Source organism: Micromonospora sp. DT81.3 (genome assembly GCF_049847225.1).
In the GTDB taxonomy this organism is placed as follows: Bacteria; Actinomycetota; Actinomycetes; order Actinomycetales; family Microbacteriaceae; genus Microbacterium.
The window spans coordinates 1-24,888 of the sequence record NZ_JBNCNY010000003.1 but is presented as its reverse complement, the minus strand read 5'-3'; the positions used below and the strand labels follow the sequence as shown (position 1 = coordinate 24,888).

The 24,888-nt window shown below is 69.7% G+C and carries 24 protein-coding genes; 15 read left to right on the top strand and 9 right to left on the bottom strand.

Annotated features, from left to right (window positions below):
* The first annotated feature begins 53 nt into the window (after positions 1 to 53).
* Positions 54 to 704, top strand: coding sequence for an LPXTG cell wall anchor domain-containing protein (locus ACPW96_RS07890; RefSeq protein ID WP_425820369.1), 651 nt, complete (start codon positions 54 to 56; stop codon positions 702 to 704).
* 54 nt (positions 705 to 758) lie between these two features.
* On the top strand, positions 759 to 2,510 hold the full coding sequence (locus ACPW96_RS07885) for a DUF4012 domain-containing protein (RefSeq protein ID WP_425882621.1): 1,752 nt from the start codon (positions 759 to 761) through the stop codon (positions 2,508 to 2,510).
* Between the two features lie 19 nt (positions 2,511 to 2,529).
* On the opposite strand, the gene ACPW96_RS07880 is transcribed toward ACPW96_RS07885, so the two are convergent.
* The gene (locus ACPW96_RS07880; protein ID WP_425882620.1) at positions 2,530 to 3,000 is read right to left on the bottom strand and encodes a DUF3515 family protein; all 471 of its coding nucleotides are present in this window, start codon (positions 2,998 to 3,000) and stop codon (positions 2,530 to 2,532) included.
* Between the two features lie 64 nt (positions 3,001 to 3,064).
* On the opposite strand from ACPW96_RS07880, the gene thiL reads away from it, so the two are divergent.
* A complete protein-coding gene (thiL, locus tag ACPW96_RS07875; RefSeq protein WP_425882619.1) occupies positions 3,065 to 4,075 on the top strand; it encodes a thiamine-phosphate kinase in 1,011 nt (336 codons plus the stop codon).
* On the opposite strand, the gene rsmD is transcribed toward thiL, so the two are convergent.
* Together rsmD and ACPW96_RS07865 are read right to left on the bottom strand one after the other, a co-directional pair.
* Positions 4,072 to 4,635: a 16S rRNA (guanine(966)-N(2))-methyltransferase RsmD gene (rsmD, locus tag ACPW96_RS07870; RefSeq protein ID WP_425882618.1), complete on the bottom strand. Its 564-nt coding sequence runs from the start codon at positions 4,633 to 4,635 to the stop codon at positions 4,072 to 4,074. The two genes, thiL and rsmD, sit on opposite strands and share 4 nt — an antisense overlap.
* A 67-nt stretch (positions 4,636 to 4,702) precedes the next feature.
* Complete coding sequence (locus tag ACPW96_RS07865; protein WP_425820374.1) at positions 4,703 to 5,284, bottom strand: 1-acyl-sn-glycerol-3-phosphate acyltransferase; 582 nt, start codon at positions 5,282 to 5,284, stop codon at positions 4,703 to 4,705.
* Positions 5,285 to 5,366: 82 nt separating this feature from the next.
* Between ACPW96_RS07865 and ACPW96_RS07860 the strand changes: the two genes are divergently transcribed.
* The 6 genes from ACPW96_RS07860 (at position 5,367) to mutM (ending at position 10,547) form a co-directional block, all read left to right on the top strand.
* A complete protein-coding gene (locus ACPW96_RS07860) occupies positions 5,367 to 7,526 on the top strand; it encodes an ATP-dependent DNA helicase RecG (RefSeq protein WP_425882617.1) in 2,160 nt (719 codons plus the stop codon).
* An 83-nt stretch (positions 7,527 to 7,609) separates the two neighbouring features.
* On the top strand, positions 7,610 to 8,107 hold the full coding sequence (gene coaD, locus ACPW96_RS07855; RefSeq protein ID WP_425820376.1) for a pantetheine-phosphate adenylyltransferase: 498 nt from the start codon (positions 7,610 to 7,612) through the stop codon (positions 8,105 to 8,107).
* Between the two features lie 37 nt (positions 8,108 to 8,144).
* A complete protein-coding gene (locus tag ACPW96_RS07850; RefSeq protein ID WP_425882616.1) occupies positions 8,145 to 8,675 on the top strand; it encodes a YceD family protein in 531 nt (176 codons plus the stop codon).
* Between the two features lie 36 nt (positions 8,676 to 8,711).
* Positions 8,712 to 8,921 carry a 50S ribosomal protein L32 gene (gene rpmF / locus ACPW96_RS07845; RefSeq protein WP_425820377.1) on the top strand — a complete coding sequence of 70 codons (210 nt, stop codon included), beginning with the start codon at positions 8,712 to 8,714 and terminating at the stop codon, positions 8,919 to 8,921.
* A gap of 17 nt (positions 8,922 to 8,938) precedes the next feature.
* Positions 8,939 to 9,628 carry a ribonuclease III gene (rnc, locus tag ACPW96_RS07840; RefSeq protein WP_425882615.1) on the top strand — a complete coding sequence of 230 codons (690 nt, stop codon included), beginning with the start codon at positions 8,939 to 8,941 and terminating at the stop codon, positions 9,626 to 9,628.
* Positions 9,621 to 10,547, top strand: a complete 927-nt coding sequence (gene mutM, locus ACPW96_RS07835; RefSeq protein ID WP_425882614.1) for a bifunctional DNA-formamidopyrimidine glycosylase/DNA-(apurinic or apyrimidinic site) lyase — start codon at positions 9,621 to 9,623, stop codon at positions 10,545 to 10,547. Before rnc ends, mutM begins: the two co-directional genes overlap by 8 nt.
* Here mutM and ACPW96_RS07830 read toward each other — a convergent pair whose 3' ends face one another.
* The 4 genes from ACPW96_RS07830 to ACPW96_RS07815 form a co-directional block, all read right to left on the bottom strand.
* A complete protein-coding gene (locus ACPW96_RS07830; RefSeq protein ID WP_425882613.1) occupies positions 10,548 to 11,150 on the bottom strand; it encodes a hypothetical protein in 603 nt (200 codons plus the stop codon).
* Entirely contained in the window at positions 11,143 to 12,240 is a 1,098-nt protein-coding gene (locus tag ACPW96_RS07825; protein ID WP_425882612.1) for a GNAT family N-acetyltransferase, read from the bottom strand. Before ACPW96_RS07825 ends, ACPW96_RS07830 begins: the two co-directional genes overlap by 8 nt.
* Positions 12,237 to 13,322, bottom strand: a complete 1,086-nt coding sequence (locus tag ACPW96_RS07820) for a GNAT family N-acetyltransferase (protein WP_425882611.1) — start codon at positions 13,320 to 13,322, stop codon at positions 12,237 to 12,239. Before ACPW96_RS07820 ends, ACPW96_RS07825 begins: the two co-directional genes overlap by 4 nt.
* Positions 13,323 to 13,428: 106 nt before the next feature.
* Positions 13,429 to 13,698 (bottom strand): hypothetical protein, encoded by a 270-nt coding sequence (locus ACPW96_RS07815; RefSeq protein WP_425882610.1) that lies wholly within the window; start codon positions 13,696 to 13,698, stop codon positions 13,429 to 13,431.
* Positions 13,699 to 14,172: 474 nt separating this feature from the next.
* On the opposite strand from ACPW96_RS07815, the gene smc reads away from it, so the two are divergent.
* The 4 genes from smc (at position 14,173) to ACPW96_RS07795 (ending at position 19,986) form a co-directional block, all read left to right on the top strand.
* Positions 14,173 to 17,700 carry a chromosome segregation protein SMC gene (gene smc, locus ACPW96_RS07810; RefSeq protein WP_425882609.1) on the top strand — a complete coding sequence of 1,176 codons (3,528 nt, stop codon included), beginning with the start codon at positions 14,173 to 14,175 and terminating at the stop codon, positions 17,698 to 17,700.
* A 347-nt stretch (positions 17,701 to 18,047) separates the two neighbouring features.
* Complete coding sequence (ftsY, locus tag ACPW96_RS07805; RefSeq protein WP_425820386.1) at positions 18,048 to 18,920, top strand: signal recognition particle-docking protein FtsY; 873 nt, start codon at positions 18,048 to 18,050, stop codon at positions 18,918 to 18,920.
* Positions 18,921 to 19,010: 90 nt separating this feature from the next.
* Positions 19,011 to 19,511, top strand: a complete 501-nt coding sequence (locus ACPW96_RS07800; protein ID WP_425820387.1) for a DUF2004 domain-containing protein — start codon at positions 19,011 to 19,013, stop codon at positions 19,509 to 19,511.
* 43 nt (positions 19,512 to 19,554) lie between these two features.
* Positions 19,555 to 19,986: an MSMEG_6728 family protein gene (locus ACPW96_RS07795; protein WP_425820388.1), complete on the top strand. Its 432-nt coding sequence runs from the start codon at positions 19,555 to 19,557 to the stop codon at positions 19,984 to 19,986.
* A 67-nt stretch (positions 19,987 to 20,053) separates the two neighbouring features.
* Here ACPW96_RS07795 and lipA read toward each other — a convergent pair whose 3' ends face one another.
* Positions 20,054 to 21,124, bottom strand: a complete 1,071-nt coding sequence (gene lipA, locus ACPW96_RS07790) for a lipoyl synthase (RefSeq protein WP_425882608.1) — start codon at positions 21,122 to 21,124, stop codon at positions 20,054 to 20,056.
* Complete coding sequence (gene lipB / locus ACPW96_RS07785) at positions 21,121 to 21,759, bottom strand: lipoyl(octanoyl) transferase LipB (RefSeq protein WP_425820389.1); 639 nt, start codon at positions 21,757 to 21,759, stop codon at positions 21,121 to 21,123. The genes lipA and lipB overlap by 4 nt, the downstream gene beginning before the upstream one ends.
* Positions 21,760 to 21,846: 87 nt before the next feature.
* Here lipB and ACPW96_RS07780 point away from each other — a divergent pair, with 87 nt between their 5' ends.
* Both ACPW96_RS07780 and ffh read left to right on the top strand, forming a co-directional pair.
* Positions 21,847 to 22,809, top strand: coding sequence for a TetR family transcriptional regulator (locus ACPW96_RS07780; RefSeq protein ID WP_425882607.1), 963 nt, complete (start codon positions 21,847 to 21,849; stop codon positions 22,807 to 22,809).
* Positions 22,810 to 22,904: 95 nt separating this feature from the next.
* Positions 22,905 to 24,458, top strand: coding sequence for a signal recognition particle protein (gene ffh / locus ACPW96_RS07775; RefSeq protein WP_425820391.1), 1,554 nt, complete (start codon positions 22,905 to 22,907; stop codon positions 24,456 to 24,458).
* Positions 24,459 to 24,888 lie beyond the last annotated feature (430 nt).

Here is a 24,888-nt window from a genome sequence, read left to right as displayed (position 1 = left end):
TTCATCGCAGCTGTCGGGGGACAGGTGTGTGCATAGCACCTAGGGGGACAATCGTGCTGAAGAAGTCACTCTCTGCTCTGGCGTTGGCCGGGGCATTGATCGCAATGCCCATGGCCGCGAACGCGGCGGAGTCGTATACTCCGAATCCGCAATCAGATCTGTCGCTGGCCGGTACGGTGGCCACGAGCGAGTGCCTGGGGGATGTGCCGTGGATCAGTTTCAAGGTGTCGATGGATGACCCGGGCGATGTCGCGACGAGCGGCACCGCGGTACTGGTCATGAGCGATGGCGCGAACTCCGTCACCGTGCCGCTCGGCGAGCTGGTCGACGATTCGCTGTCCGGACGCGTGCTCTGGCCGGGTGCGAGCATCGACGCCGCCGGAAACCCGACGGGCTGGCCCGGATGGGCGCAGCAGGATGGCGCCTGGGTCGAGACGTCGGGAAACTTCGCGTGGACTCGTGGCGAGATCAGCGCGGTCATCGTCGTGAACCCCGAGATCGGCGTGCCGCTGTCCTACCCGCAGGCGACACCGGAGTGCGCGACGGGACCCCGTGGCGCCGTGGCGGCCGCGACGGAGCATGAGGCGGCGCTCGCGATGACCGGCACCGACGCGGCAGCGCTGTCGATCGCCCTCGGGGCAGCGGGCACCCTGCTCGCCGGTGGCGTCCTTCTCCTCGCGCGGCGACGCTCCGCGCGACGATAGGTCGTCGTGATCTTCGAGTACGCACCCCCATCTCCCGCGCACCGCGGGAGATGGGTGTGGATCGCATTGGGTGTCGTGCTCCTCGCCCTCCTGGCATGGGGAGGGTGGGTCGGCGTGCGCGCCATCGAGGCGAAGGGCGAGCTCGATGCTCTGGTGCCGGCGGCCGTGGGGGTGCAGGACGCGCTGAAGGCGGGAGACATCGCCGAAGCGACGGATATGGCCGATGACTTCTCCGCGCATGCCGCGCGCGCGTCGGAGCTCAGCGGCGATCCACTGTGGCGTGCCGCCGAGTCCCTTCCGGCGCTCGGACCGAATCTCGCCGCCGTCCGGGTCGCTTCGGCTCAGCTCGACGCGCTCAGCACCGAGGCGCTTCAGCCGGTGCTCGGGGCGTCGGGGCAGCTGTCTTCGCTTCTGGATTCGACGACCGGGTCGTTGGATGTCGTGGCGATGGAATCCCTGCATTCGCCGCTCGTCCGGGCCTCTGAGGCGCTCGACACCGCGGGCAGCGAACTCGGCCGGCTCCCGCTCGCCTCTGTACTGACTCCGATCCGTGCCGGTGTCACGCGGATGCAGGGGCACATCGAGGAGGCGCGCTCCATCACCTCCGACCTCGCCGATGTGACCGCGGTCCTCCCTTCCATGCTGGGCGCGGACGCTCCTCGCAGCATTCTGATGGTGTTCCAGAACAACGCGGAGCTTCGCACAGGTGGCGGGATCACGGCCGCGTTCGCCGAGGTGCGCGCCGACGCGGGCGCGCTCTCGCTGGTCGATCAAGGCAGCTCCCGCGAGTTCCCGGAGCTGGACGAGCCGATCATGCCGCTTCCGCAGACGTTGACGGCTCTGCACGGGGATGTGGCGGGTCGCTGGGTGCAGAACATCTCGATGTCGGCCGACTTCACCGTGTCCGCGGATCTGGCCTCGGAGTGGTGGAACGTGCGGACGGGTCATCGCCCGGACACCGTCGTGTCTCTGGACCCCGTCACGCTGCAGTCGGCGTTGGCCGCCCTCGGTCCGGTGGACGTGCCGGGGTGGGGCCAGCTGACGGCGGACAATGCGGTGCACCGCCTGCTCGTCGAGCCCTATATGACCGTCGACGATGTGGCGGCGCAGGACACCATCTTCGAGAACGCAGCGGCCAGCGCCCTGGCGGTGCTGCTCAGCGGCTCGGCCAACCCGGTCGAGCTGATCGCCAGCCTGGAGCAGCCGATCGAGGACGGCCGGATCTCGGTCTGGAGCGCCTATCCGGAAGAGCAGACCGTTCTTGCGGCCGGCCCGCTCGCCGGTCAGGCCGCGCGGCAGGAAGCGGCGGGTGAGGACGCCTTTGCGGTCTACCTCAATGACACGACCGGCGCGAAGATGGACAGCTACCTCGACATCGCCATTGCGAGCACCGTCGCGGACTGCCGGCCCGACGGGCTGCGGGACGTCACCGTGGCGGTGACGCTCACGAACAGTGCGCCGGCCGACGCAGCGACCTTCCTGCCGCCGAGCATGACCGGTGACGGCACCTACGGTGTGGCTCCGGGGAGCATCGGCACGTACGTGGCCGTGTCGGCGCCGAGGGAGAGCTTCCCCGGCCCGGTGACCAGGGACGAAGGATCCAGCTACTCCATCCAGGCCGACGCCGATGGGCGCCCGGTCAGCCAAGCACGTCTGGATCTTGCACCGGGACAGACCAACACGCTCGTCTTCCGCTTCGTGGCCGGTTCGCCGGGAAGCATCGAACCGCAGATCCTGCACACCCCGACGATCGGACAGGTCGACGTGACCGCGCCGATCGCCGGCGATTGCCCGGCTCTCGGCTGACGCCTCGCCGAAGGCGCCGCTATGGCGCCGGTGTGGCGTCCTCGGGCGCGACGCACTCCGCGTTCTTCGGCAGCTGTTGAAGGATAGGCGAGAGAGCCTGCAGCGCCTCGCCGCCGGAGACGGCGTCGTAGTCCACGAACACCTCGACGGCGGGGGTGCGGCCATAGGTGGTGAACAGGTACTTCGGCGCCCGGGACTCGTCGATGATCCAGTCGACTCCGGCGACGGTCTGGCATCGCAGCGTCGTCGGGCCGGGGGGAGCGACCCCGCAGGTCAGCAGTACGGCCGCCGGATCGCCCCACGCCCCCGTGGACTGGGCATCCGTCCATCGACGTTGCAGCCCCGCCACCGTGTCGGGCAGCCGGACGCTGACATCGGCGCAGAGCGTGGCGTTCGCGTTCTCCGCCGGCTCCATCGACACCGTGCCCGCGCAGCCGGTGAGTCCGACGCCGGCGAGCAGAACGAGGGCCAGGGAGCGGAGGCGGGGCACGATTCCAGGTTAACCGGCGCCGCGGCGATGGTCGGCCGCGCGGCACGGCCAGTAGCGTGGGGGCATGAGCGCGCCCGCGGACGATCCTGCCGTCGGCGAACTGTCGGAGGGCGAGATCCTGCGCCGCATCCTGTCGCGGCTGACGTCCGTGCCCGGGGTGGATGTCGGGCCCGGGGACGACGCGGCGGTGCTGGCGGCTCCGGGCGGCTCGGTCGTCGCCACGACGGACACCCTCGTGCACGGTCCTGACTTCCGACTCGCGTGGTCGAGCGGGTTCGACCTCGGGTGGAAGGCCGCCGCGGTCAACCTCGCCGACATCGCCGCGATGGGCGCCCGGCCGACCGCCCTCCTCGTCGCCCTGGCGATGCCCAACGACACGCGGGCGTCGTTCGTGGAGCAGGTCGCCGACGGGCTCCGCGCCGCGTGCGAGGCGCTCGCCCCCGGCTGCGGCGTGGTGGGGGGAGACCTGACGGTGTCCGACACCCTGACGATCGCGGTGACCGCGCTCGGCGCGCTCGATGGCCGCCCGCCCCTGCTGCGCTCCGGCGCCCGCGTGGGAGATGTCGTCGCGGTCGCCGGCGAGCTCGGCGTGGCGGCGCGTGGCCTGGAGGCGCTGTTCCGGGTCTTCGTCGATGCGGCTGGGGCGCCCGCCCCGGTCGATCCGGACGTGCTCGCCGACCTGCCCGATGCCGCCGACGTCGGCGCCATCGTCGCGCAGCTGCGCCCCGAGCCGCCCGTGTCGCTGGGCGCCCTGGCGGCCACCCACGGCGCGACCGCGATGATGGATGTCTCGGACGGCCTGGTGCTCGACGCGACGCGCATGGCGGATGCCTCCCTCGTGACGATCGAGATCGATACGGGCCGCCTCGGAGCCGACGCGCACCGGGCTCTCCACGGCGGCGAGGACCATGCGCTGCTCGGCACGTTTCCCGCCGACGCGGGCCTGCCCGAGGGCTTCCGCCCGATCGGCCGAGTTCTCCCGTGCGGCGAAGTGCCGGTGCTCGTCGACGGGGCTCCGTACCAGGGCGTCGGGGGGTGGGATCCGTACCGCGACTGGGACTCGCAGGGCGGCTAGCTGTGCGGGTGCACCCACCAGAGCACCGTGTCGCCGTACCGCTTGTGGCGCGCATGCTCGAGCCCCGCGGGGAGTCCCGGCGCGGGTGAGCGCCGTGCCCGCTCGATGATGACCGTGGCGCCCGGCGCCAGAGCGCGCACGAGCAGTTCGAGGCTGCCCGCCAGCTCCGCCTCGGAAACGTCATAAGGGGGGTCGAGGAACACGAGGTCGAATGCTCCCTGCGACGCCCGGAGGTAGGCGTCCACAGACGAACGATGCACGCGGATCGCGGCATCCGAGCCGATCGACTTGGCCACCTTGACGGCGTTGCGCTGCACCACGGCGGCGGCACGCGGTGCCTTCTCGACGAGGTCAGCGGATGCCGCGCCGCGGCTCACCGCCTCGAGTCCGAGAGCTCCCGATCCGGCGTAGAGGTCGAGCACGGCCGCTCCCCGCAGGGCGTCGGCCGACTCCAGCGAGCCGAAGAGCGACTCGCGCACGCGATCGGCCGTCGGCCGCGTCCCGGCGTCGGGCACCTCGAGGGCGATCGAGCCGGCGCGGCCGGCGATGATGCGTGTCACACGATCACGATAGCCGCGGCGTCATGCACCGGCGCGCGGCCCAGCGCCGTCGTCGGCCGCAGCGCGATCAGCCTGCGACCGGCGGATCCTCTTCGCGGAGCCGCGGTTCCATGCGCAGTTCCGGCCGCAGCCCGGACTTGTCGGAGTAGAACGCCCGGATCACTTCCATGTCGGCGCGAACGTCGCCGGTCAGGTCGATCGTCGGTCCGAGTCCGGTCGTCCTCGTGGTGCGGTCGACGTAGCCCAGCGTCACGCCGAGGCCGGCCTCCCTGGCGATGCGGTAGAAGCCCGACTTCCAGTAGCCGCCGCCGCCGCGCGTGCCCTCCGGCGTCACGACGAGGCCGAAGACCTCGCCGGCGTGGATGCGCTCGACGATGTCCGCCACGACGCGGGAGGCGTCCGCCCGGTCCACCGGGATTCCGCCGATGCCGCGCATGATCGGACCGCGCCAGCCTCTGAACAGGCTCGCCTTGCCGAGCCAGCGGAAGTTCATTCCCAGGCGCCACGCGATCCCGAGCATGAGCACGAAGTCCCAGTTCGACGTGTGCGGCACTCCGAGCAGGATGGTGGGGCGAGTCGGCGCCGGCTCCGTGGAGAGGGTCCAGCGGCTGCAGGCCCAGTACACGCGTGCGAGCAGTCGTCGGAGCATGCGCACTACGGTAAGGCACCCGGCTGGGCGGAGTCCGTTTCGGCGCGGAGCGCGGGTCGGTGCCCCTGCCTAGACTCTTGGCATGTCGTTCACCCTCGAGTCGCGCCTGGACGGCATCGTGGGCGGCAAGACGGCGGGGGTGCTGACCCGCGCGTTCGGCATGAAGACCGTGGGCGATCTGCTCGTGCACTACCCCCGGCGCTACGCGCACCGTGGCGAGCTCACCCCGATCGGCTCGCTGCCTCCGGGCGAGACGGTGACGATCGTCGCCGAGGTCAAGCGGGTGAACGAACGGCGGATGCAGCAGCGCAAGGGCACGATCCTCGAAGTGATCATCAGCGACGGGAACGGCGAGATGTCGCTGACCTTCTTCGGCCAGAGCTGGCGCATGAAGGACCTGCGGCCCGGTCGTCGAGGCGTCTTCTCGGGCAAGGTCGGCGAGTACCGGGGCGGCATGCAGTTCACGCATCCGGACTACGAGCTGTTCGATGACGAGGACGAGGCGCGCATGAACGCCGAGGCCTTCGCCAACCAGCCGATCCCCATCTACCCCGCGACGTCGACGGTCGCGAGCTGGCAGCTGCAGAAGATCGTCGCGATGGTGCTCGACGGCCTGGCCCCGATCGAGGACCCGCTGCCCGCTGACGTCCGCCGCACGCGCGGGCTCCTCTCCGCGAGCGATGCCGTCCAGCGCATCCACCGGCCCGACTTCGACGACCAGATCGGCCCCGCACGCCAGACGCTGCGCATGCACGAGGCGCTGGTGCTCCAGACCGCGCTGCTGCAGCAGCGGCAGTTCGTGCGCGCTCTCTCCGCCACGGCGCGACCGGCGGCGTCCGGTGGGCTGCTGGAGCGTTTCGATCGGGGGCTGCCTTGGGAGCTCACCCCCGACCAGTCGGAGGTGGGGAAGCGGATCGCCGCGGACCTGGTGGGCGCCTGGCCGATGAACAGGCTCGTGCAGGGCGAGGTCGGCTCGGGCAAGACCCTCGTGGCGGTGCGCGCGATGCTGCAGGTCGCCGATTCGGGCGGGCAGTCCGCGCTCATCGCGCCGACCGAGGTGCTCGCGGGGCAGCATCTGCGCACGATTGCCCGGATGCTGGGGCCGAAGCTCGCGCCGGAGCTCATACCGACGCTGCTCACCGGCCAGATGCCCGCCGCGGAGCGGCGAAAGGCGGCCCTGCGCGTCGCCTCGGGACAGGCTCTCATCGTCATCGGCACGCACGCGCTGCTGAGCGAGAGCACCACCTTCGCCGACCTGGGCCTCGTGGTCGTCGACGAGCAGCATCGGTTCGGGGTCGAGCAGCGGGAGACGCTCCGCGGCAAGGGGTCCAGCCCGCACGCCCTGGTCCTGACGGCCACCCCCATCCCTCGCACCGTGGCGATGACCGTGTTCGGCGACCTCGACGTCTCCACGATCCGCACGATGCCGCAGGGGCGAGCCGGCATCCAGAGCTTCGTGGCCCCCGTGGCCGAGAAGCCGGCGTGGTTCGGGCGGGTGTGGGAGCGAGCCGCCGAAGAGGTGTCGAAGGGACACCAGGTGTTCGTCGTCTGTCCGGCGATCGACGCCGACGCAGGCGCCAAGGATGCCGATGCCGAGGCGCCGCCGGTGGAGGGCGAGGCGCCGAAGGCGCACTGGGGCGTCGTCCAGGCCGCCGACGTGCTGTCGCGGCATCCGCTGTTCGGTGAGATCCGCGTCTCGACGCTGCACGGTCGCATGCCCTCGGACGAGAAGGATGCGGTCATGCAGGCCTTCGCCCGTGGTGAGATCGATGTGCTCGTCGCGACGACCGTGATCGAGGTCGGCGTCGATGTGCCCAATGCGTCGACGATGATCATCCTCGACGCCGACCGGTTCGGCGTCTCGCAGCTTCATCAGCTGCGCGGGCGGGTGGGACGCGGTGGTGTACCGGGTCTCTGCCTGCTCGTGACCGAAGCCGCGCCACGCACGCCGGCGCGGGCGAGGGTCGAGGCGGTCGCAGCGACCCTCGATGGCTTCGAGCTCGCCGAGGTCGACCTCGAGCTGCGGGGTGAGGGTGACGTGCTGGGTGACGCGCAGTCGGGCGCCCGTTCCTCCCTCCGCCTGCTGCGGGTGGTGAAGGATGCCGACATCATCGCCGATGCACGCGCGGTGGCCGAGGGGATCCTCGACGATGACCCCACGCTGTCGGCGCACCCGGGTCTGGCCGCCGCCATCGAGCGGCGGGTCGGCATGGAGGAACGAGCGGCCCTGGCCAAGAACTAGCCGCCCTTCGACGGGCTCAGGGACCGAATGGCCGGAAATCGCAGAAAGACCGGATCGGCGGTGATCGCAAATAGGCTGATTGCATGAGCAGCCGGATCGCCGTCGTACCTGGTTCCTTCGACCCCCCGACGCTCGGCCACCTGGATGTCATCCGCCGTGCGGCGACCCTCTACGACGAGCTGCACGTGCTGGTGGTGCACAATCCAGGCAAAGAGGCGATGCTGCCGATCTCCCAGCGCCTCGCGCTGCTCGAGCAGTCGATCGCCGAGAGCGACATCGACTCCACCGTCATCGTCGCCTCGTGGAGCGTGGGCCTGCTGGTCGACTACGCGACGGATGTCGGTGCCGGCGTGCTGGTGAAGGGCATCCGCTCGCAGGTCGATGTGGCGTACGAGACACCCATGGCCATCGTCAACCGCCATCTGGCACACGTCGAGACCGTCTTCCTTCTCCCCGATCCCGCGCACGCGCTGGTTTCCAGCTCGCTGGTCCGCCAGGTCGCAGGCCTCGGGGGAGACGTCTCGCCCTTCGTCCCGGCGCCCGTGGCGCGCTTCCTCGACAGCGGCGCACGCGAGGCCTGACGAGCTCCTCCTGACGCACCACGGGTAGGATTGTCCGGTGAGAACCCGGCGCCCGACCCCGTACATGATCAATGTGCGCGACATCGCACACCACCCCGGTGAGATGCGAGAGCACTCGCTCACCGTCGTACCCACCGAGCGCTGGGGCGAGGGACTCGTGGCCGTCGAGGACGGTCGGGAGATCGACCTCGACGTCCGGCTGGAGTCGGTGCACGAGGGCATCCTGGTGACCGGTGAAGCCGAGACCTTCTACGACGGCGTGTGCGGTCGTTGCCTCACGGCGATCACCCAGCCCGTCGAAGTCGAGATTCAGGAGCTTTTCACGTATCCTGGGAACGAGACATCTGACTACGAGGTTCAAGACGACCACGTGGATCTTGAAAATCTGGTCAGAGATGCGATCGTATTGTCGCTTCCGTTTCAGCCGGTATGTCAGCCGGATTGCCCCGGCCTCGACCCGGTCACGGGCGAGCGACTGGCAGAGAAGCCCGGTACAGAGCCACGCGAACCCATCGATCCACGCTGGGGCGCGCTCCAACAATTCACAGACGAGGGCCGCGGAGCGTAACGCCCCGCGTCCGAAGAACACAGAAGAGAGCTAGCCATGGCAGGTAACCCCCCGAAGCGGAAGGTCTCCCGCTCCAACACTCGTTCGCGTCGCGCTCAGTGGAAGGCGGCGCCCATCACGCTCACCAAGACCGTCGAGAACGGCGTCGTCGTCTACAGCCGTCCCCACCAGGCCAAGGTCGTCACCGACTCGCAGGGCACCGAGCTGTTCCTCGAGTACAAGGGCCGCAAGGTCGCCGACGTCTAACCGCCGGTTCACGAGCGGTGTCAAGCATTTCCGAGCGCACAGCGCTCTCCGAGAAGCTCGGGGTTGATATCGACCCCGAGCTTCTTTCGCTGGCGCTCACGCACCGTTCCTTCGCGTACGAGAACGGCGGCCTGCCGCACAACGAACGCCTCGAGTTCCTCGGCGATTCCGTGCTCGGCCAGGCGGTCACGGTCATGCTGTTCACCCGGCATCCGGAACTCGATGAGGGTGCGCTCGCCAAGCGCCGCTCCAGCGTCGTGTCGACACTCGCGCTGGCGGAGGTCGCGCGCACGATCGGCCTCGGCGAATATCTGATGCTCGGTCGCGGCGAAGAGCAGACCGGCGGACGCGACAAGGACTCGATCCTCGCGGACACCATGGAGGCCGTGATCGGGGCCACCTATCTCTCGGTGGGTCCCGAGGCGGCGACGGCGCTCGTGCTGAGGCTCACCGAGCCGCTGCTCGCGGACCCCGAGCGCTACGGCGCTGCGATGGACCCGAAGACGAGCCTTCAAGAACTCGCGGCCAGGGTCGGTGCCGCGCCGCCCGTCTACTCCGTCGAGTCCACCGGCCCGGATCACGATCGGCTCTTCACCGCGACCGTCCGCGTCGGCGAGGTGCTCACTCAGGGCACCGGCGGCAGCAAGAAGTCGGCCGAGATGGCCGCGGCGCTTCGGGCATGGCACGAGCTCGGCGAGAGTGCCTGAACTCCCCGAAGTCGAGGTCGTGCGCGCGGGCCTCGCCCCTGCCGTGACCGGCGCCCTCATCACGGGCGTGCAGGCGTTCGATCCTCGCGCGCTGACGAGGTTCGCGGGATCACCCGCCGAGTTCGAGGCGGCACTCGATGGTCGGCGGATCGTCGGCGCGGCTCGACGAGGCAAGTTCCTGTGGATGCCGCTCGGCGGCCGCCCCGAAGCCGAAGAGGCTTCGCTGCCGCAGGGGCTCGTCGCGCACCTGGGCATGAGCGGGCAGCTGCTGCTTCGGGATCCGGGCGCTCCGCAGGAGCGCCACGAGCGCGTTCGCCTGACGATCGAGCATCCGTCCCACGGGGAGCTCGCCGTGGTCTTCGCCGATCAGCGCACCTTCGGGTCGCTCACCATCGACATCCTGGTGCCCACTCTCGACGGCGCCGCCGGCGGCCTCGGAACCGAGGAACCACTGGTGCCGAGCCAGGTCGCGCATATCGCCCGAGACCCGCTGGACCCCGCGTTCCTCGACACGAGGTTCCGCTCGCTCCTCCGACGAAAGGACTCGGCGATCAAGCGGGTGCTGCTCGATCAGAACGTGATCAGCGGGGTCGGCAACATCTACGCCGACGAGGCACTCTGGGCGGCGCGCATCCACCCGGAGACGCCGGCGCGCGCGCTGTCGACCCGCGCCGTCAACCGGCTGCTCGCCGAGGTGCGCGCGGTGCTGCACAAGGCCCTCGCGGAGGGGGGCACGAGTTTCGACGCCCAGTACGTGAACGTCAACGGTCAGGCGGGGTACTTCGCCCACAGCCTGAACGCCTACGGGCGAGGGGGTCAGCCGTGTCCCCGCTGCGGACGGCCGGTCGTGCGCGTGTCGTTCATGAACAGGTCGAGTCACTACTGTCCGTACTGCCAGCGGATACCGCGCGCGGCCTGATCAGGCGAGGCGCTTCTGCCACTCGCCGGCGTGCAGCACCGGCGCGAAGCCCATCGCCTCGTTGATATCGAGCATGGGACGGTTCTCCTCGGCGTTGAAGGTCTCGATGCGCTCCGCCCCGGGAACGACCTCGAGCCATCGCAGCAGGGTCTCGCACTTCACCAGCAGCCCGAGCCGATGCCCGCGGTGCTCGCGGAGCACGGGTGTGTCGTTCCGGTGGGTCAGCGCGGGGGTGGACGTATCGACCGTGAGCGAGAGCTTCGAGGTGCGCGAGCATCGCCGAGCCGATACCCCGGCCCCACCGTTCGTGTGCGACCCGGACGTTGAGGCCCGCGGTTCGATCGCCCGGCTCGAGCGGGAGATCGACCGAGCCCGACGCCACAGCGGCACCGCCCAGGCCCCCAGGTGGAACAGCTGACGTCTGTCGGACTGCTCGCGCCAGAACGGCGGCGCCTGCTCGACGGTGAGCGAATGCTCGTCGTTTCCGCGGACGCGGCACATATCGGCGTTCCGGAGCCCGATGAGCTGCGTCAGATCATCGGACTCCGGAGCCTCGCCGTCGGCGGGGATCCGTATCCGCGTGATCACCGTGGTTTCAGGCATCCATCACCTTCTTCCACGCCCCGGCGTAGGAGGCCGGTACAAATCCGAGCGCCTCGTTGATGTCGAGCATGGGGCGATTCTCCTCCGCGTTGAACGTCGAGACGCGTGGCGACTCGGGCACGAGGTCGCGCCAGCGGCGCAGATTCTCACCCTTGACGAGCATTCCGAGGCGGTGACCGCGATGCTCCTCGAGCACCAGGGTGCCGTACTGATGGGTCGGTCCGCTGTGGTCTGGGCCGATCACCAACTCGTTGTACGCGACGATCCGCCCCGACGGCACGTGCTGCACCGCGGCGACGGAGATCGTCTGACCACCCTTGAGCAGCCGTTCGTCCCGGCGGGCGATGCGCGCCGCATCCCACGTCTCCTCGTCGAACACCATTGCGCCGCTCGGCACATCGGTCGCCATGCGGGAGATGACGTACGCGTACCCCTCGGCGTACTCGGCAGGCGTCGGCAGGTTCCAGGTCACCACGCGGTAATCGGCGCCGGCCTTCTCGCGCGCCTCGGCGAGAAGGCGATCGGCCTTCTCGAACGATCCGCGCAGGTCGAAGACGCTGTTGCGCTCCGTCTGCTCGAACGTGTAGCCGCGACGAAGGAACAGCTCCGTCTGGGGGTCCGTCGCCGGGATGCCGCCGAAGCCCGTCGGGGCCATGAGCTTCTCGCCGGTCGAGTCGCCGCGGTGCAGCGTCCAGGTGTGGGCGACCGAGCGTCCGCGTTCCGCCGCCACCCGCTCCACCGTGTCGAGCAGCGCGTCCCCGATGCCTTCGCCCCAATGACCCGGGTGCACGAATGCATCGAAGTCGAGTGTTCTGCCGCCCTCCTCCGTCGGGATCGTGATCGTCACCGCGCCGACGAGCCTCCTCCCGCTGTACGCGAGGTAGCCGAGCCGGGTGCTATCGGTCTGGTCCTGCCAGGACGGCAGGACCTCCGAGGGAAGGTGGTCGAAGTAGTCGTGGCCGGCCTCGTGCCGGCACACCAGGTTGTCGAGCTCGGCGAGCTCGACGAACGGACGCGCATCCGGCCCCTCCAGCGTCTCGGGCACGACGAGCGGGACGATGCGAAGCTCGGTCAACGTCGAGTTCGTCATGGCAGAACCTTCTTCCAGGCGCCGTTGTAGGCGATCGGAACGAAGCCGATGGCCTCGTTGATGTCGAGCATGGGGCGATTCTCTTCGGCGTTGTACGTGATGACGCGGGGAGATTCAGGGGCGACGTCCCGCCACGCGAGCAGGTTCTCGCATTTGACGAGCATTCCGAGCTTGTGACCGCGGTGCGCCTTCAGCACCAGGGTGTCCTCCTGGTGCGACGCCTCGGTCTTGTCCACGCCGACGACGAGCTCGTTGAATGCGCAGAGCTCACCCGTCTCGATGTGCTGGGCGGCGGTGACGTGCAGCGTGCGACCCGCCGAGGTGTACCGCGCGTCGTGGATGGCGATGCGCCCGGCATCCCAGGTCTCCTCGTCGAACTCGAGCGCTGCCGCCGGTGCGTCCGTGACCATGCGCGACTTCATCCACGCGTAGCCCTCGACGAACTCCGGTGGCGTCGGTGCGAACCACTGCACCACGCGATAGCCGGCGGATGCTGCGCGTGCGTGCTCGAGCAGTTTCTGCACTCCCTCGAACGACCCTCGCAGGTCGAACGCGCTGTTGCGCTCGATCTGCTCGAGCGTGAATCCGTTGGCGACGAACCACCGCGCGGCGTGGTCGTCCGCCGGGATGCTGCCGAACCCGGTCGGCGGCTCTAGGCGGCGCCCAGGCCCGTCCGGGTGCTCGGCCCATGACTGCAGCACGGAGCGGACGTTCTCGCGCGCAACCTTCTCGACCAGTTGGAGCGCCGCCGTGCCGATCCCCTGTCCCCAGACATCCCGGAGCAGTTCGATCAGCACGAAGGCGACCTTCGAATCGTCCTCGATCGGCAGGTCGAGGCCCACGCGGCCGACGGGCCGGTCGTCGACCAGCGCGAGCCAGGAGAGGCGTCGCTCGTAGTCGTTCGGCGAGTAGTGGGGGAGCAGCTCCGCGGCGGTGATGAAGTGGTCGTCATGCCCGGAGATATCCCGGTAGATGACATTGCGCACGTCGACCATCGCGCGGAAGTCGGCGGCATCGTCGCCGTCGATGGTCGATGGAACGTTCAGCGGCCGGAACTCGAGTCCGGTGAGCGTGAGGTTCATGGTGTTCTCTCTGTTGCGTCTGGGCGACGGCGGGGTCGGGGTGGGTGTGGCCGCGTTGGTCCGGGGATGACCCGGGGTCGGATGAGGACCCCGGGTCACGCACCGGTCACGCGTGCACCGTGGACAGGAGGTTCCGCCGCAAGGCGGCCTGCTCGCGGGCGAGGCGGGCTCGCTCGTTGGCACGGCGCAGGTGGTGGGATTCGTGCGCGGCGTTCCGCTGAACGCTGCGCGTGCTCCGGAGCAGCAGCCACAGGCCGACGCGCAGGAAGACGCGGTCGGCGAGCGAAGGGCGTGCGCCGGTTGCCGGCAGAGCCGGGACGGTGAACTCGGACCTGTCTCGATCGGGAGATCGGACGGGCGACAAGGTGTCGTGCATGGTGGTCGTGTCTCTTTTCAGAAGAAGGGTTGGGTGGAGGTTCGCCTGGTGGCGATGTCGCACGCATGCCGAAGAGGCCACGCGCCGACGGGAGGGCGCTCGAAGGGGCGGCGGATCTCATCGATCGGAGTGATCGAGCGATCGGCGGCGGGACGTCCTGCCCGAGGGCAGAGTCCTCCCCGGCGGCGCCTAGCGGGCGGCGGGCGTGAAGGCGCCGAAGGAAACGGCCACCACGGGGCAAGCGACTCCGCCGAAGGGCGCGAGTGCAATCGGCGCAGTGCCGGACTTGTTGATGTGCATCATCATGGTGACCTCCTTTCGACTTCAGACGCGAAGAGTGACGTTAGCGCGCTCCAGATACCCACGTCAAGCGAATTCCCAGAAATGATCGACGCCCGGGCGTTGCGGCGACGGCGCGGCGGGTGCGGTCGGGTAGCGTATGGCTGTCAACGAGCATGGCCGGGAGGCGCGTTTATGCACCTGAAGAGCGTCACGCTCAAAGGGTTCAAGTCGTTCGCGCAGCCGACGACGTTCGCCTTCGAGCCCGGGGTCACCTGCATCGTCGGGCCGAACGGATCCGGAAAATCGAACGTCGTCGACGCTCTCGCCTGGGTGATGGGCGAGCAGGGGGCCAAGACGCTGCGTGGCGGCAAGATGGAAGACGTCATCTTCGCCGGAACGGCGACGCGGGGACCACTCGGCCGCGCCGAAGTGCAGCTCACGATCGACAACGCCGACGGCGCCCTGCCGATCGAGTACGCCGAGGTCACCATCAGCCGGACCCTGTTCCGCAATGGTGCCAGTGAGTACGCGATCAACGGGGACGTGTGCCGGCTGCTCGATGTGCAGGAGCTTCTGTCCGACTCGGGGCTCGGCCGCGAAATGCACGTCATCGTCGGTCAGGGACGGCTCGACACCGTGCTGCAGGCGTCGCCGGAGGACCGACGGGGGTTCATCGAAGAGGCCGCCGGCATCCTGAAGCACCGCCGCCGCAAGGAGAAGACCCTCCGCAAGCTGGAGGCGATGGAGACCAACCTCACGCGCCTCAGCGACCTCGCGGGAGAGATCCGCCGGCAGCTGAAGCCACTCGGCCGGCAGGCCGAGATCGCCCGAGAGGCGGCGACGATCGCGGCGATCGTGCGCGATGCGAAGGCACGACTGCTCGCCGACGAGGTCGTCGCGCTGCGTGCGGCTCTGGCGGATCACGCGCGCTCCGAACGGGAGCGGCACACCGAGCGGATGGTCCTGCAGGATCAGTCGGCGAACCTGCGGGCGCGCATCGAGGGACTCGAGCGGGAGCAGGGGTCCGAGGTCGTCGACGAGGCACGGCGGGTGTCGTTCGCGCTGGAGCAGGTGCAGGAGCGTCTGCGCGGCCTGTTCACCCTCGCGAATCAGCGGCTCGCGCTGCTGGGAGCCGACGACGAGGCCGGCGGCAGCGGTGTGACCGTCACCCAGGTGATGATCGACGAAGCGCGCGCAGAGATCCAGCTGATCTCCCAGGGGCTCGGCGACGCCCACGACGCCGCACTTGCCGCATCCAGGGAGGTCGTTCGCGCACGCGCCGAACTCGATGCGCTGGACACCGACATCGCCGCGCAGAGCGCTCTGGTGTCGGCGCATGACATGCGCCTCACGGCACTGCGCGGCCGCGCCGAGGCTGCGGCATCCGCTCTCGCTGCCGTTCGGGGCGGCGTACTTCGACAGCAGAACGCGCTGGATGCCGCGAACGCGCGCCGCGCCGAAGCCGAGCAGGCGCTGGCGGGGCTCGACCCGTCGCGCGCACCCGAAGGGTCGGCCGCAGAGCACGCGGCGGCGTACGAAGCCGCGCAGCGGGAGGTCGGCACCACCGAGGCGGACGTCGAAGCGCTGCGCGAACGCCTGCACGCCGCGGAGCGCGAGGCCGACGCCCTGACCGCGAAGGGGGCTGCGCTCGGCAGCGCCCTCGACATCACGAACGGTGCCGCGGCGCTCGTCGCGGCCGGCGGGCCGGGTATCCGGGGCATCGTCGGCGACGCGGTGCAGGTGACGGCGGGGTACGAGGCGGCGATCGCGGCCGTTCTCGGCTCGTTTGCCGAGGGGCTGCTCGTCGAGACACGGGAGGACGCCCTGCGCGTCGCCGGCGACGCCCGCGACGGGAACATGGGTGTCGTCGACATGGTGATCGCGGAGGCCGGCGCCATGCGCCCCGGATTCCCGGACATTCCGGGGATCGTCGCGGCACGCGATGTCGTTCGGGGACCCGAGGGGCTGCTCGGTGTGCTGTCCTTCGTCGCGGTCGCCGACGACCTCGAGACGGCCGCCGGTGCCGCCCCGGCGTTGACCGATGCCGGCCTCGGCGGTCCGGTGACGCTGGTGACGCGGGCCGGCGAGGTGTACACCGAGCACACGCTGCGGGCGGGGTCGGGTGGAGAGCGCTCGCGCCTCGAACTCGTCGCGGAGCGGGAAGCCGCATACGAGCGCCTCGCGGAGGTCCGGGTCATCGTCGATTCGCTGCGAGAGGCTCGTGGAGACCGCGTGCGCGACCTCGAGACGGCTCGGCAGCGGGCGAAGGCCGCGCTGACGACGTTGCGAGAGCACGACGCCGCACTCGCCGCCCATGCTGAGCAGGTGAACCGCGTGACCGTGCGGCACGAGGCGGTTCTCGCCGAGTGCGAGCGGCTGGCCGCCGGGCTCGCGCAGGCGCAGGGTGCAGTGGCGGATGCCGAAGGCGCGGCGCGCGCGGCCTCCGCTGAACTGAACACCGCGCTCGAAGCGCCACGACCGATGCTCGACGCATCGGCGCGAGATGAGATGCTCGCCGCGCTCGACGCAGCACGCGAAGGCGAGATGCGGGCCCGGCTCGACGTCGAGACGCTGCGGGAGCGCGTTCGGGCCGGCGAGGCGCGGGCGACAGGGCTCGAGCGCCAGCGGGAACGCGAGCGGGAGGCCGCCGCTCAGGCGGCGCGGCGCGCCGTGATCCGCCGGGCGCAGAGGGATGCGGCGGCCGGCGTCGTGGCGGAGCTTCCTCACCTCCTCGACTCGGTGGACCGATCGGTCGCCGAGGCTCGGCTTGCGCTGAGGACCGCCGAGTCCGAGCGGTCCGCCGTGACCGCCGAGCTCACGGAGCTCCGCGGGCAGGAAGCTGGGATGCGGGAGCGACTCGCGGGGCTCACCGAGAGCGTGCACGGCCTCGAGCTGCAGATCCACGAGAAGCGACTGCATGTGCACGGGCTGCTCGAACGCGTCGGCTCCGAGCTGGGTCTCGACGAAGATATTCTTGTTTCGGAATATGGACCGGATCAGGAGGTTCCTCGCGATGGTGTCGAAGAGGGCGACGGTCACCCGGCATCCGTCCCGTTCGATCGCCGCATGCAGCAGCGCCGACTGCAGGACGCCGAGCGGAAGCTCGGCCAACTCGGCCGGGTGAATCCGCTGGCGCTCGAGGAGTACGCCGCTCTGGAGCAGAGGCACGCCTTCCTCACCGAGCAGCTCGCCGATCTCACGCAGACCCGCAAGGACCTGATGACGATCATCGGGGAGCTCGACGAGAGGATGCAGATCATCTTCTCGGCGGCCTTCGAAGACACGAAGGCCGCCTTCGCCGAAGTCTTCCCGGTGCTGTTCCCCGGTGGAACGGGCAGCATCTCGCTGACCGATCCCGAGAACATGCTGACGACGGGCATCGAGGTCTCGGTGCGACCGGTCGGGAAGAAGATCGAGCGGCTTTCGCTGCTCTCCGGAGGCGAGCGATCGCTGGCCGCGGTCGCACTGCTCACGGCGATCTTCAAGGCCCGCCCGAGCCCCTTCTACATCCTCGACGAGGTGGAGGCGGCGCTCGATGACGCGAACCTGGGCCGGCTGCTCGGGGTGTTCGAGCAGCTCCGCGAGAGCAGCCAGCTCATCGTCATCACGCACCAGAAGCGCACGATGGAGATTGCCGACGCGCTCTACGGTGTCTCGATGCGCCAGGACGGCGTCTCGGCCGTCGTCGGCCAGCGCGTCGGCGACCGCGTACCGGTCTGACGCCCGATCCTCGCGGGATCCCCCGGTCGTTGAGCCAGCGCAGCGAGACGAAGCCTCCGCCACCCGATACAGGGGTGCGCTCGCGCTGCACTTCTCTGAACGCGCGCCATCAATAGGTGCAGCCTCTGCAGGAAACGCCCGCGCGACCGGCGGGTGCCGCATGCACTGATCCCCGGTCGTTCACGGCCCTTGGTCTCGCTTCGCCCGCTCAGGGACCGGGGGAGGAGGCGCTGGCTCAGGACCGGGGGAGGAGGCGCTCGCTCAGGGGCCGGGGAGGAGGCGCTCGCTCAGGAGCCGGGGGACGGCGGGGAGGGCGGCGGCCGCGGGGCGCCCCGTAGGCTGGAGGCATGGCGGAGAACTCCTGGTCGCTCGGCCGCGCACTGCGCGGCATGTTCGTCAAACCCACCATCGACGAGACGACCTGGGATGACCTCGAGACCGCGCTGATCACCGCCGACTTCGGGCCCGACATCACCGAGCGGATCGTGGACGAGCTCCGCGAGAAGGTCGAGCGCTACCGCACGACCGACCCCAAAGACCTGCGGCGCATGCTGAAGGAGACGCTCGAGGAGCACTTCGCGAAGTTCGACACGACGCTGCGGCTCACCGAGCGACCGGCCGTTGTGCTGGTCGTCGGCGTGAACGGCGTCGGCAAGACCACGACGATCGGCAAGTTCGCGAAGTTCCTGCAGCGCTATGGGCGCACGGTGGTGGTCGGCGCAGCCGACACGTTCCGGGCGGCGGCCGTGGACCAGCTCGCGACCTGGGCCGAACGAGGGGGAGCGGCGATCGTCCGCCCGCAGCAGGAGGGCCAGGACCCGGCATCCGTCGCCTTCCAGACCATCGAGTATGCCAAGCGCACCGCCACCGAGATCGTGCTCGTCGACACCGCCGGCCGCCTGCACACCAAGGGCGGGCTGATGGACGAGCTGACCAAGATCCGCCGGGTGATCGAGAAGCAGGCGCCGATCAGCGAGGTGCTGCTCGTGCTCGACGCCACCACGGGCCAGAACGGCGTCATGCAGGCCCAGGCCTTCCTCGAGCACGCGGGGGTCACCGGCCTCGTGATCACGAAGCTCGACGGATCCGCGAAGGGCGGGTTCGTGCTGGCCGTGCAGGAGCGCACCGGCATCCCCGTCAAGCTCCTCGGCCAGGGCGAGGGAATCGGCGACCTCACCGGTTTCACGCCGCACGTCTTCGCGGCATCCCTGGTCGAATGATCCCGGTTATGCGCGAATCCGTGGTCATTCTCCGCGTGTCGAAGTCCGTTCGGGCTACCGCCCACGCCTACACCCTGGTTTCATAGCCGTATGGCGATCGAGCACGATTTCTTCGGGCTTCTGGAGTCCGGACCGGACGGGTCGATCTTCTGGTCGGAGAACGTCGATCTCGGCGACCAGTCGGTCACCGTCGATCTGACCGCGCCCGATCAGGACGACGTGTCCGAGGACGCTCTGGATGTCGCGGCCGCCATGGTCTCATCCCTCGAGGCCATCGATTCAACGGCCCGCGACGCGATGCTCGCCGAGACCGACGACCGCACCAGCGAGGTGACGGAGTACATCCTGCAGCAGCAGGCGACCCTCGGCGACGAGCTCGAGGAGCTTCTGCTGGACAACAGCGGCGACATCAGCGTGGACATCATCCGCTCGCTGCAGCTGATGAGCATGACGATCCTCGCCGACGAACACGGCGGCAACGATCCGTTCGCCGTGCTGGAGTATGCGCTGGACCCGGATGCGACGGACGACGTGCTGCTGGTCAACCTGGCATCCGACGGCTCGGTGCAGTCTGTCACCAGCGCCGACTGACGCCGCTGTACAGGTTCAGGGACCCGAGAACGGTACGCGCGCGATGCAGACGTTCCTGCCGTACCCCTCGTTCGCGCGCTCCGCTGAGGTGCTCGACCCCGTGCGACTCGGCAAGCAGCGCGTCGAGACCTTGCAGCTCCTGCGGGCGAACACCATCCCGACGTATGGGTGGCGGCACCATCCGGCGGCCAAGATGTGGGGCGGATATCTCCCGGCGCTCGTGTCGTATGGGCTAGCGATGACGGATGCCTGGACGGCGCTCGGACGGGCTGACACCGTGCGACCGCAGCTGCTGGAGTTCGCCCCGGAGGTCGATGGCGTGCCGCAGGATGAGCTCGAGATGCCGCCGTGGCTCGGCGATCCGGACTTCCACCTCGCGCACCGCTCCAATCTGCTGCGCAAGGATCGCGAGTTCTACGGCCCGAAGTTCGGAGACATCGCCGACGACCTGCCGTACATCTGGCCCCTGCCCTGACCCTTGACAGGCTCAGGGACCACGCTTCGAGGGGCTCAGCCACCGCGGCTCGAGGATCCGCCGTACGTCACACCGCCTGCGCGAACCCCAGGTCGGCGCTCTCGGCGATGTGCGCCAGGTGCGGCGGGATCTCCCGTCCCTTCGACAGCATCGACTGCGCCCACAGACGGCCCGCGCGGTAGGACGACCGCACGAGGGGTCCCGCGAGCACCCCGAGGAACCCGATCCGCTCCGCCTCCTCCTTGAATCCCACGAACTCGTCCGGCTTCACCCAGCGCGCCACCGGCAGGTGCCGCGGCGTGGGTCGCAGGTACTGCGTGATCGTGATGATGTCCGTACCGGCGTCATGCAGGTCCTGCAGCGCTTGCACGACCTCTTCGGGCTCTTCGCCCATGCCCAGGATGAGGTTGGACTTCGTGATCAGCCCGAAGTCGCGTGCCTGCGTGAGGACATCGAGCGACCGCTCGTACCGGAACGCCGGCCGGATGCGCTTGAAGATGCGGGGCACCGTCTCCACGTTGTGGGCGAAGACCTCCGGCCGCGACTCGAACACCTCGCGCAGCAGCGTCGGGTTGCCGGAGAAGTCGGTCGCGAGGATCTCCACGCCGGTCGCGGGGTTCTCGGCGTGGATGCGCCGCACCGTCTCGGCGTGCAGCCACGCGCCCTCGTCGGGCAGGTCGTCGCGGGCCACACCGGTCACGGTCGCGTAGCGCAGGTTCATCCGCTGGACGCTCTCGGCGACGCGCCGGGGCTCGTCGATGTCGTAGTCGGCCGGCTTGCCCGTGTCGATCTGACAGAAGTCGCAGCGGCGTGTGCACTGGGATCCGCCGATGAGGAAGGTCGCCTCGCGGTCCTCCCAGCACTCGAAGATGTTGGGGCAGCCTGCCTCCTGGCACACCGTGTGCAGACCTTCGTCTTTGACGAGATGCTGCAGCTGCGTGTACTCCGGGCCCATCTTGGCCTTCGTGCGGATCCATTCGGGCTTGCGCTCGATCGGGGTCTCGGCGTTGCGGATCTCGAGCCGCAGCAGCTTGCGACCCGCGGGAGCCGTGGCGGCGTTCGCGCCCGAAGCGCCGGCGCGATCGTGCGCCGACCCGGAGTCGTGCGCGGTCCCGCCCGCCGGCCCGCAGCCGCTCACGCGGGCACCCCCGCGTACTCGGCCTCGAACACGCGGAGCACCGAGTCGAGGATGCCGGCGGGGGAGACATCCGCCCCCACCACCTCGCTCACCGTCGTGACGCCGGCATCGGTGATGCCGCACGGGATGATGCCGCGGAACCCCGCGAGCGAGTTGTTGCAGTTGACCGCGAAGCCGTGCATGGTCACGCCGTTCTGCACCCGCACCCCGATGGCGGCGACCTTGTCCTCGGACAGCGGGCGCCGCACCCACACGCCGCTCCGGCCCTCGACCCGGTATCCGTCCACGCCGCGATCGCGCAGCGCGTCGATGAGCAGCCCCTCGAGGCGGCGGACGTGGGCGACGACATCCATCGGCTCGGGCAGTCGCACGATCGGATACCCGACCAGCTGACCGGGCCCGTGCCACGTGATCTTCCCACCGCGGTCGACGTCGATCACCGGGGTGCCGTCGGCCGGGCGCTCCTGGGGTTCGGTGCGCTTGCCGGCGGTGTACACCGCCTCGTGCTCGAGCACGATCAGCGTGTCGGCGCGTTCCCCGGATACCACGCCGGAGTGGATGCGCCTCTGCAGCTCCCACCCCTCGAGGTACGGCACATAGGCGGGGGACATCCCCGCGTTGACGATGTCGAGCATGCGCGTCCTCGTTCCTCGTGGGTGTTCTTGGATCGAGTGCAACAATACGCCCGTTGCGCCTCACAGGCGTGCACCTAAGGTGGTTGCATGACGGTCGATCCCAAGGCCGGTCGCCCCCGCGCCTCTTCCCGCGAGACGCTCGCCGAGGCCGCGTGCGAACTCTTCCTCGAGCAGGGGTACGAGGCGACATCCATCGCGGAGATCGCCACGCGGGCGGGCGTGAGCCGTTCGAGCTTCTTCAATTACTTCTCGTCGAAGGGGGACATCCTCTGGGCGGCCTTCGACGAGCGAGCGGATGCCGCGATAGCCGCACTCGCGGCCGGCGACGCCTCGACCCGGTACATCCTCACGGCGATCGCCGACGACTTCGCGCCCGACAGCCTTGCGCTGGCCGTCGCGAACGCCGACGTCATGGGCCTCGATGACGAGCTCCAGCGCGAAAGGGCGATGCGGCAGGCGAGACTCGCCCGGGCCGTCGCCGACCGCGCGCAGCGCGACGGCGTGGCGCGCCTGCGCGCCGAGGTGGGGGGCGCGGCCGCGGCCGGGGCCGTGCTCGCCGCCGTGTGGGAGTGGGCGCTCGCCGGCGCCGGTCGTGCGGACCTCGCACCTCTGGTGGCGGAGGCGCTCGACGCGGCGCCGCTTGGCGCAGCGGGATCCGTGCGTCAGCTGCGCGTGGTGGTGCAGGCGCCCGATTTCGACACCACCCTCGCGTTCTACCGCGACGTGCTGGGAATGGTCCAGGCCGAGGCCTATGAAGAGGAGGGCGGGGCGCGCGTCGCCATCCTCGACGCGGGCCGCGCGACCCTCGAGCTGGCAAACCCGGCTCAGGTCGCGTTCATCGACCGCGTCGAGACGGACGGCGTGGCGAGCGATCGCATCCGCGTGGCTCTCGAGGTGGGGGACACCGCGGGAGTGGCCGAGCGGCTGGTCGCAGGCGGAGCCGTCATCGAGGCATCCGCTCGCGAGACGCCGTGGCGGTCGCTGAACGCCCGGCTGCGAGGCCCCGCCGACCTGCAGCTGACGCTCTTCCAGGAGCTCGGGCCGGCCTGAGACCCGGTGCGCCTGCAGAAACCCGTGCCGCCGGGGCGTGGTGCCGCCCGACGGCGCCGTGCCGCGACATCCGCTCGCGTAAACTTGGATCCACCATGGCTACCTTCGGCACCCTCTCCGACCGGCTCACCGAGACGTTCCGCAACCTCCGCAAGAAGGGGCAGCTCACCCCCGCCGACGTGGACGGCACGGTCCGCGAGATCCGCCGAGCGCTGCTCGATGCCGACGTCGCGCTTCCGGTCGTCAAGGAGTTCACCGCCAAGGTGCGTGAACGCGCGCTGGGCGACGAGGTGAACAGAGCCCTCAACCCCGCGCAGCAGGTCGTTCAGATCGTCAACGAGGAGCTCGTCGCCATTCTCGGCGGCCAGCAGCGCCGCCTGCAGTTCGCCAAGAACCCGCCGACCGTCATCATGCTCGCGGGACTGCAGGGATCCGGCAAGACGACCTTCGCCGGCAAGCTCGCGAAGATGCTCGAGAAGGACGGCCACACGCCGATCCTCGTCGCGGCGGATCTCCAGCGCCCGAACGCCGTGAACCAGCTGCAGGTCGTGGCCGCCCAGGCCGGTGCGGCGATCTACGCGCCGGAGCCGGGCAACGGCGTCGGCGATCCGGTGCTCGTGGCGCGCGACGGCGTCGCGTACGCGACCCGCCAGCAGCACGACGTCGTCATCATCGACACGGCCGGCCGGCTCGGCGTCGACGCCGAGCTGATGAAGCAGGCATCCGACATCCGCCGCGTCACGAACCCCGACGAGGTGCTGTTCGTCATCGACGCGATGATCGGTCAGGATGCCGTCAACACGGCGAAGGCGTTCCAGGAGGGCGTCGATTTCACCGGCGTCGTGCTCTCCAAGCTCGACGGCGACGCCCGCGGTGGTGCGGCACTGTCGGTCGCTTCGGTCACCGGACGTCCGATCATCTTCGCGTCGACGGGTGAGGGACTCGATGACCTCGAGCCCTTCTACCCCGACCGCATGGCCTCCCGCATCCTGGACCTCGGCGACATCCTCACCCTCATCGAGCAGGCGCAGTCCGCGTTCGATGAGGAGGAGGCCCGCAAGGTCGCGGAGAAGTTCGCGACCGACAGCTTCACGCTGGAGGACTTCCTCGAGCAGATGCAGCAGCTCAAGAAGATGGGCTCGATGAAGAAGATGCTCGGCATGCTGCCGGGCATGGGCCAGATGAAGCAGCAGCTCGAGGACTTCGACGAGAAGGAGATCGACCGCACCGAGGCGATCATCCGCTCGATGACCCCGGGGGAGCGACGCAACCCCAAGGTGCTCAACGGCTCGCGGCGCCTGCGCATCGCGCGCGGCTCCGGGATGACGGTGACAGACGTCAACGGGCTGGTGCAGCGCTTCGACCAGGCCGCGAAGATGATGAAGACGGTCGCGAAGGGCGGCGTGCCGCAGATCCCCGGCATGGGCCCCATGCCCGGCGCGCACGGCGGCGGCAAGCGGAACAAGCAGGCTCCGAAGCAGGTGGGTTCGCGCTCGGGCAATCCCGCGAAGCGCGCGGCCGAGAACGCCGGCCTCGCCGCGGCACCGGTCGCCCCGACCGGCTCGGGCTTCGGGCTCGGCGCCAAGGGCACGGGGGCACCCAGCGAGGCCGACCTCGCGGAGATCCAGAAGCTCTTCGGCAAGGGCTGAGTGGCGCGCTGCGGGGTGGCCAGGTGGCCGGCTGATGCCCGCGCGAGCACCAGCTCAGGCAATGTGCTTCGGATCAGGCGGGAAACGGGTCCATCGGCCTGATTTGACGCCGAACACCTGATCTCGTGCACAGCACGTAGGAGCTGTTCGCTCCCTCCACAGGCTCGTCCGGGAGGGGAACCTTCCCTTTGGCTTCTGTTGCCGGGGGGTCGGTTCGATGTCGAGGGAGCAAGCTCATCGGATGGCGCGGGGGAAGGCTGTTCGGGAGTGGGTCACGGTTCAGGGCGGAATCGCACACGGGGCGGAAGCGCGGGATGCTGTCGACGACGCTTGAAAACTGGACAGTAACGACGCCTTGGTTTCCAGCGGTCATCGCAACGAGGGGTGATTCTCGGAATCTAGCAGCCGTCCGAAGAGCTCCGCTGGGGCG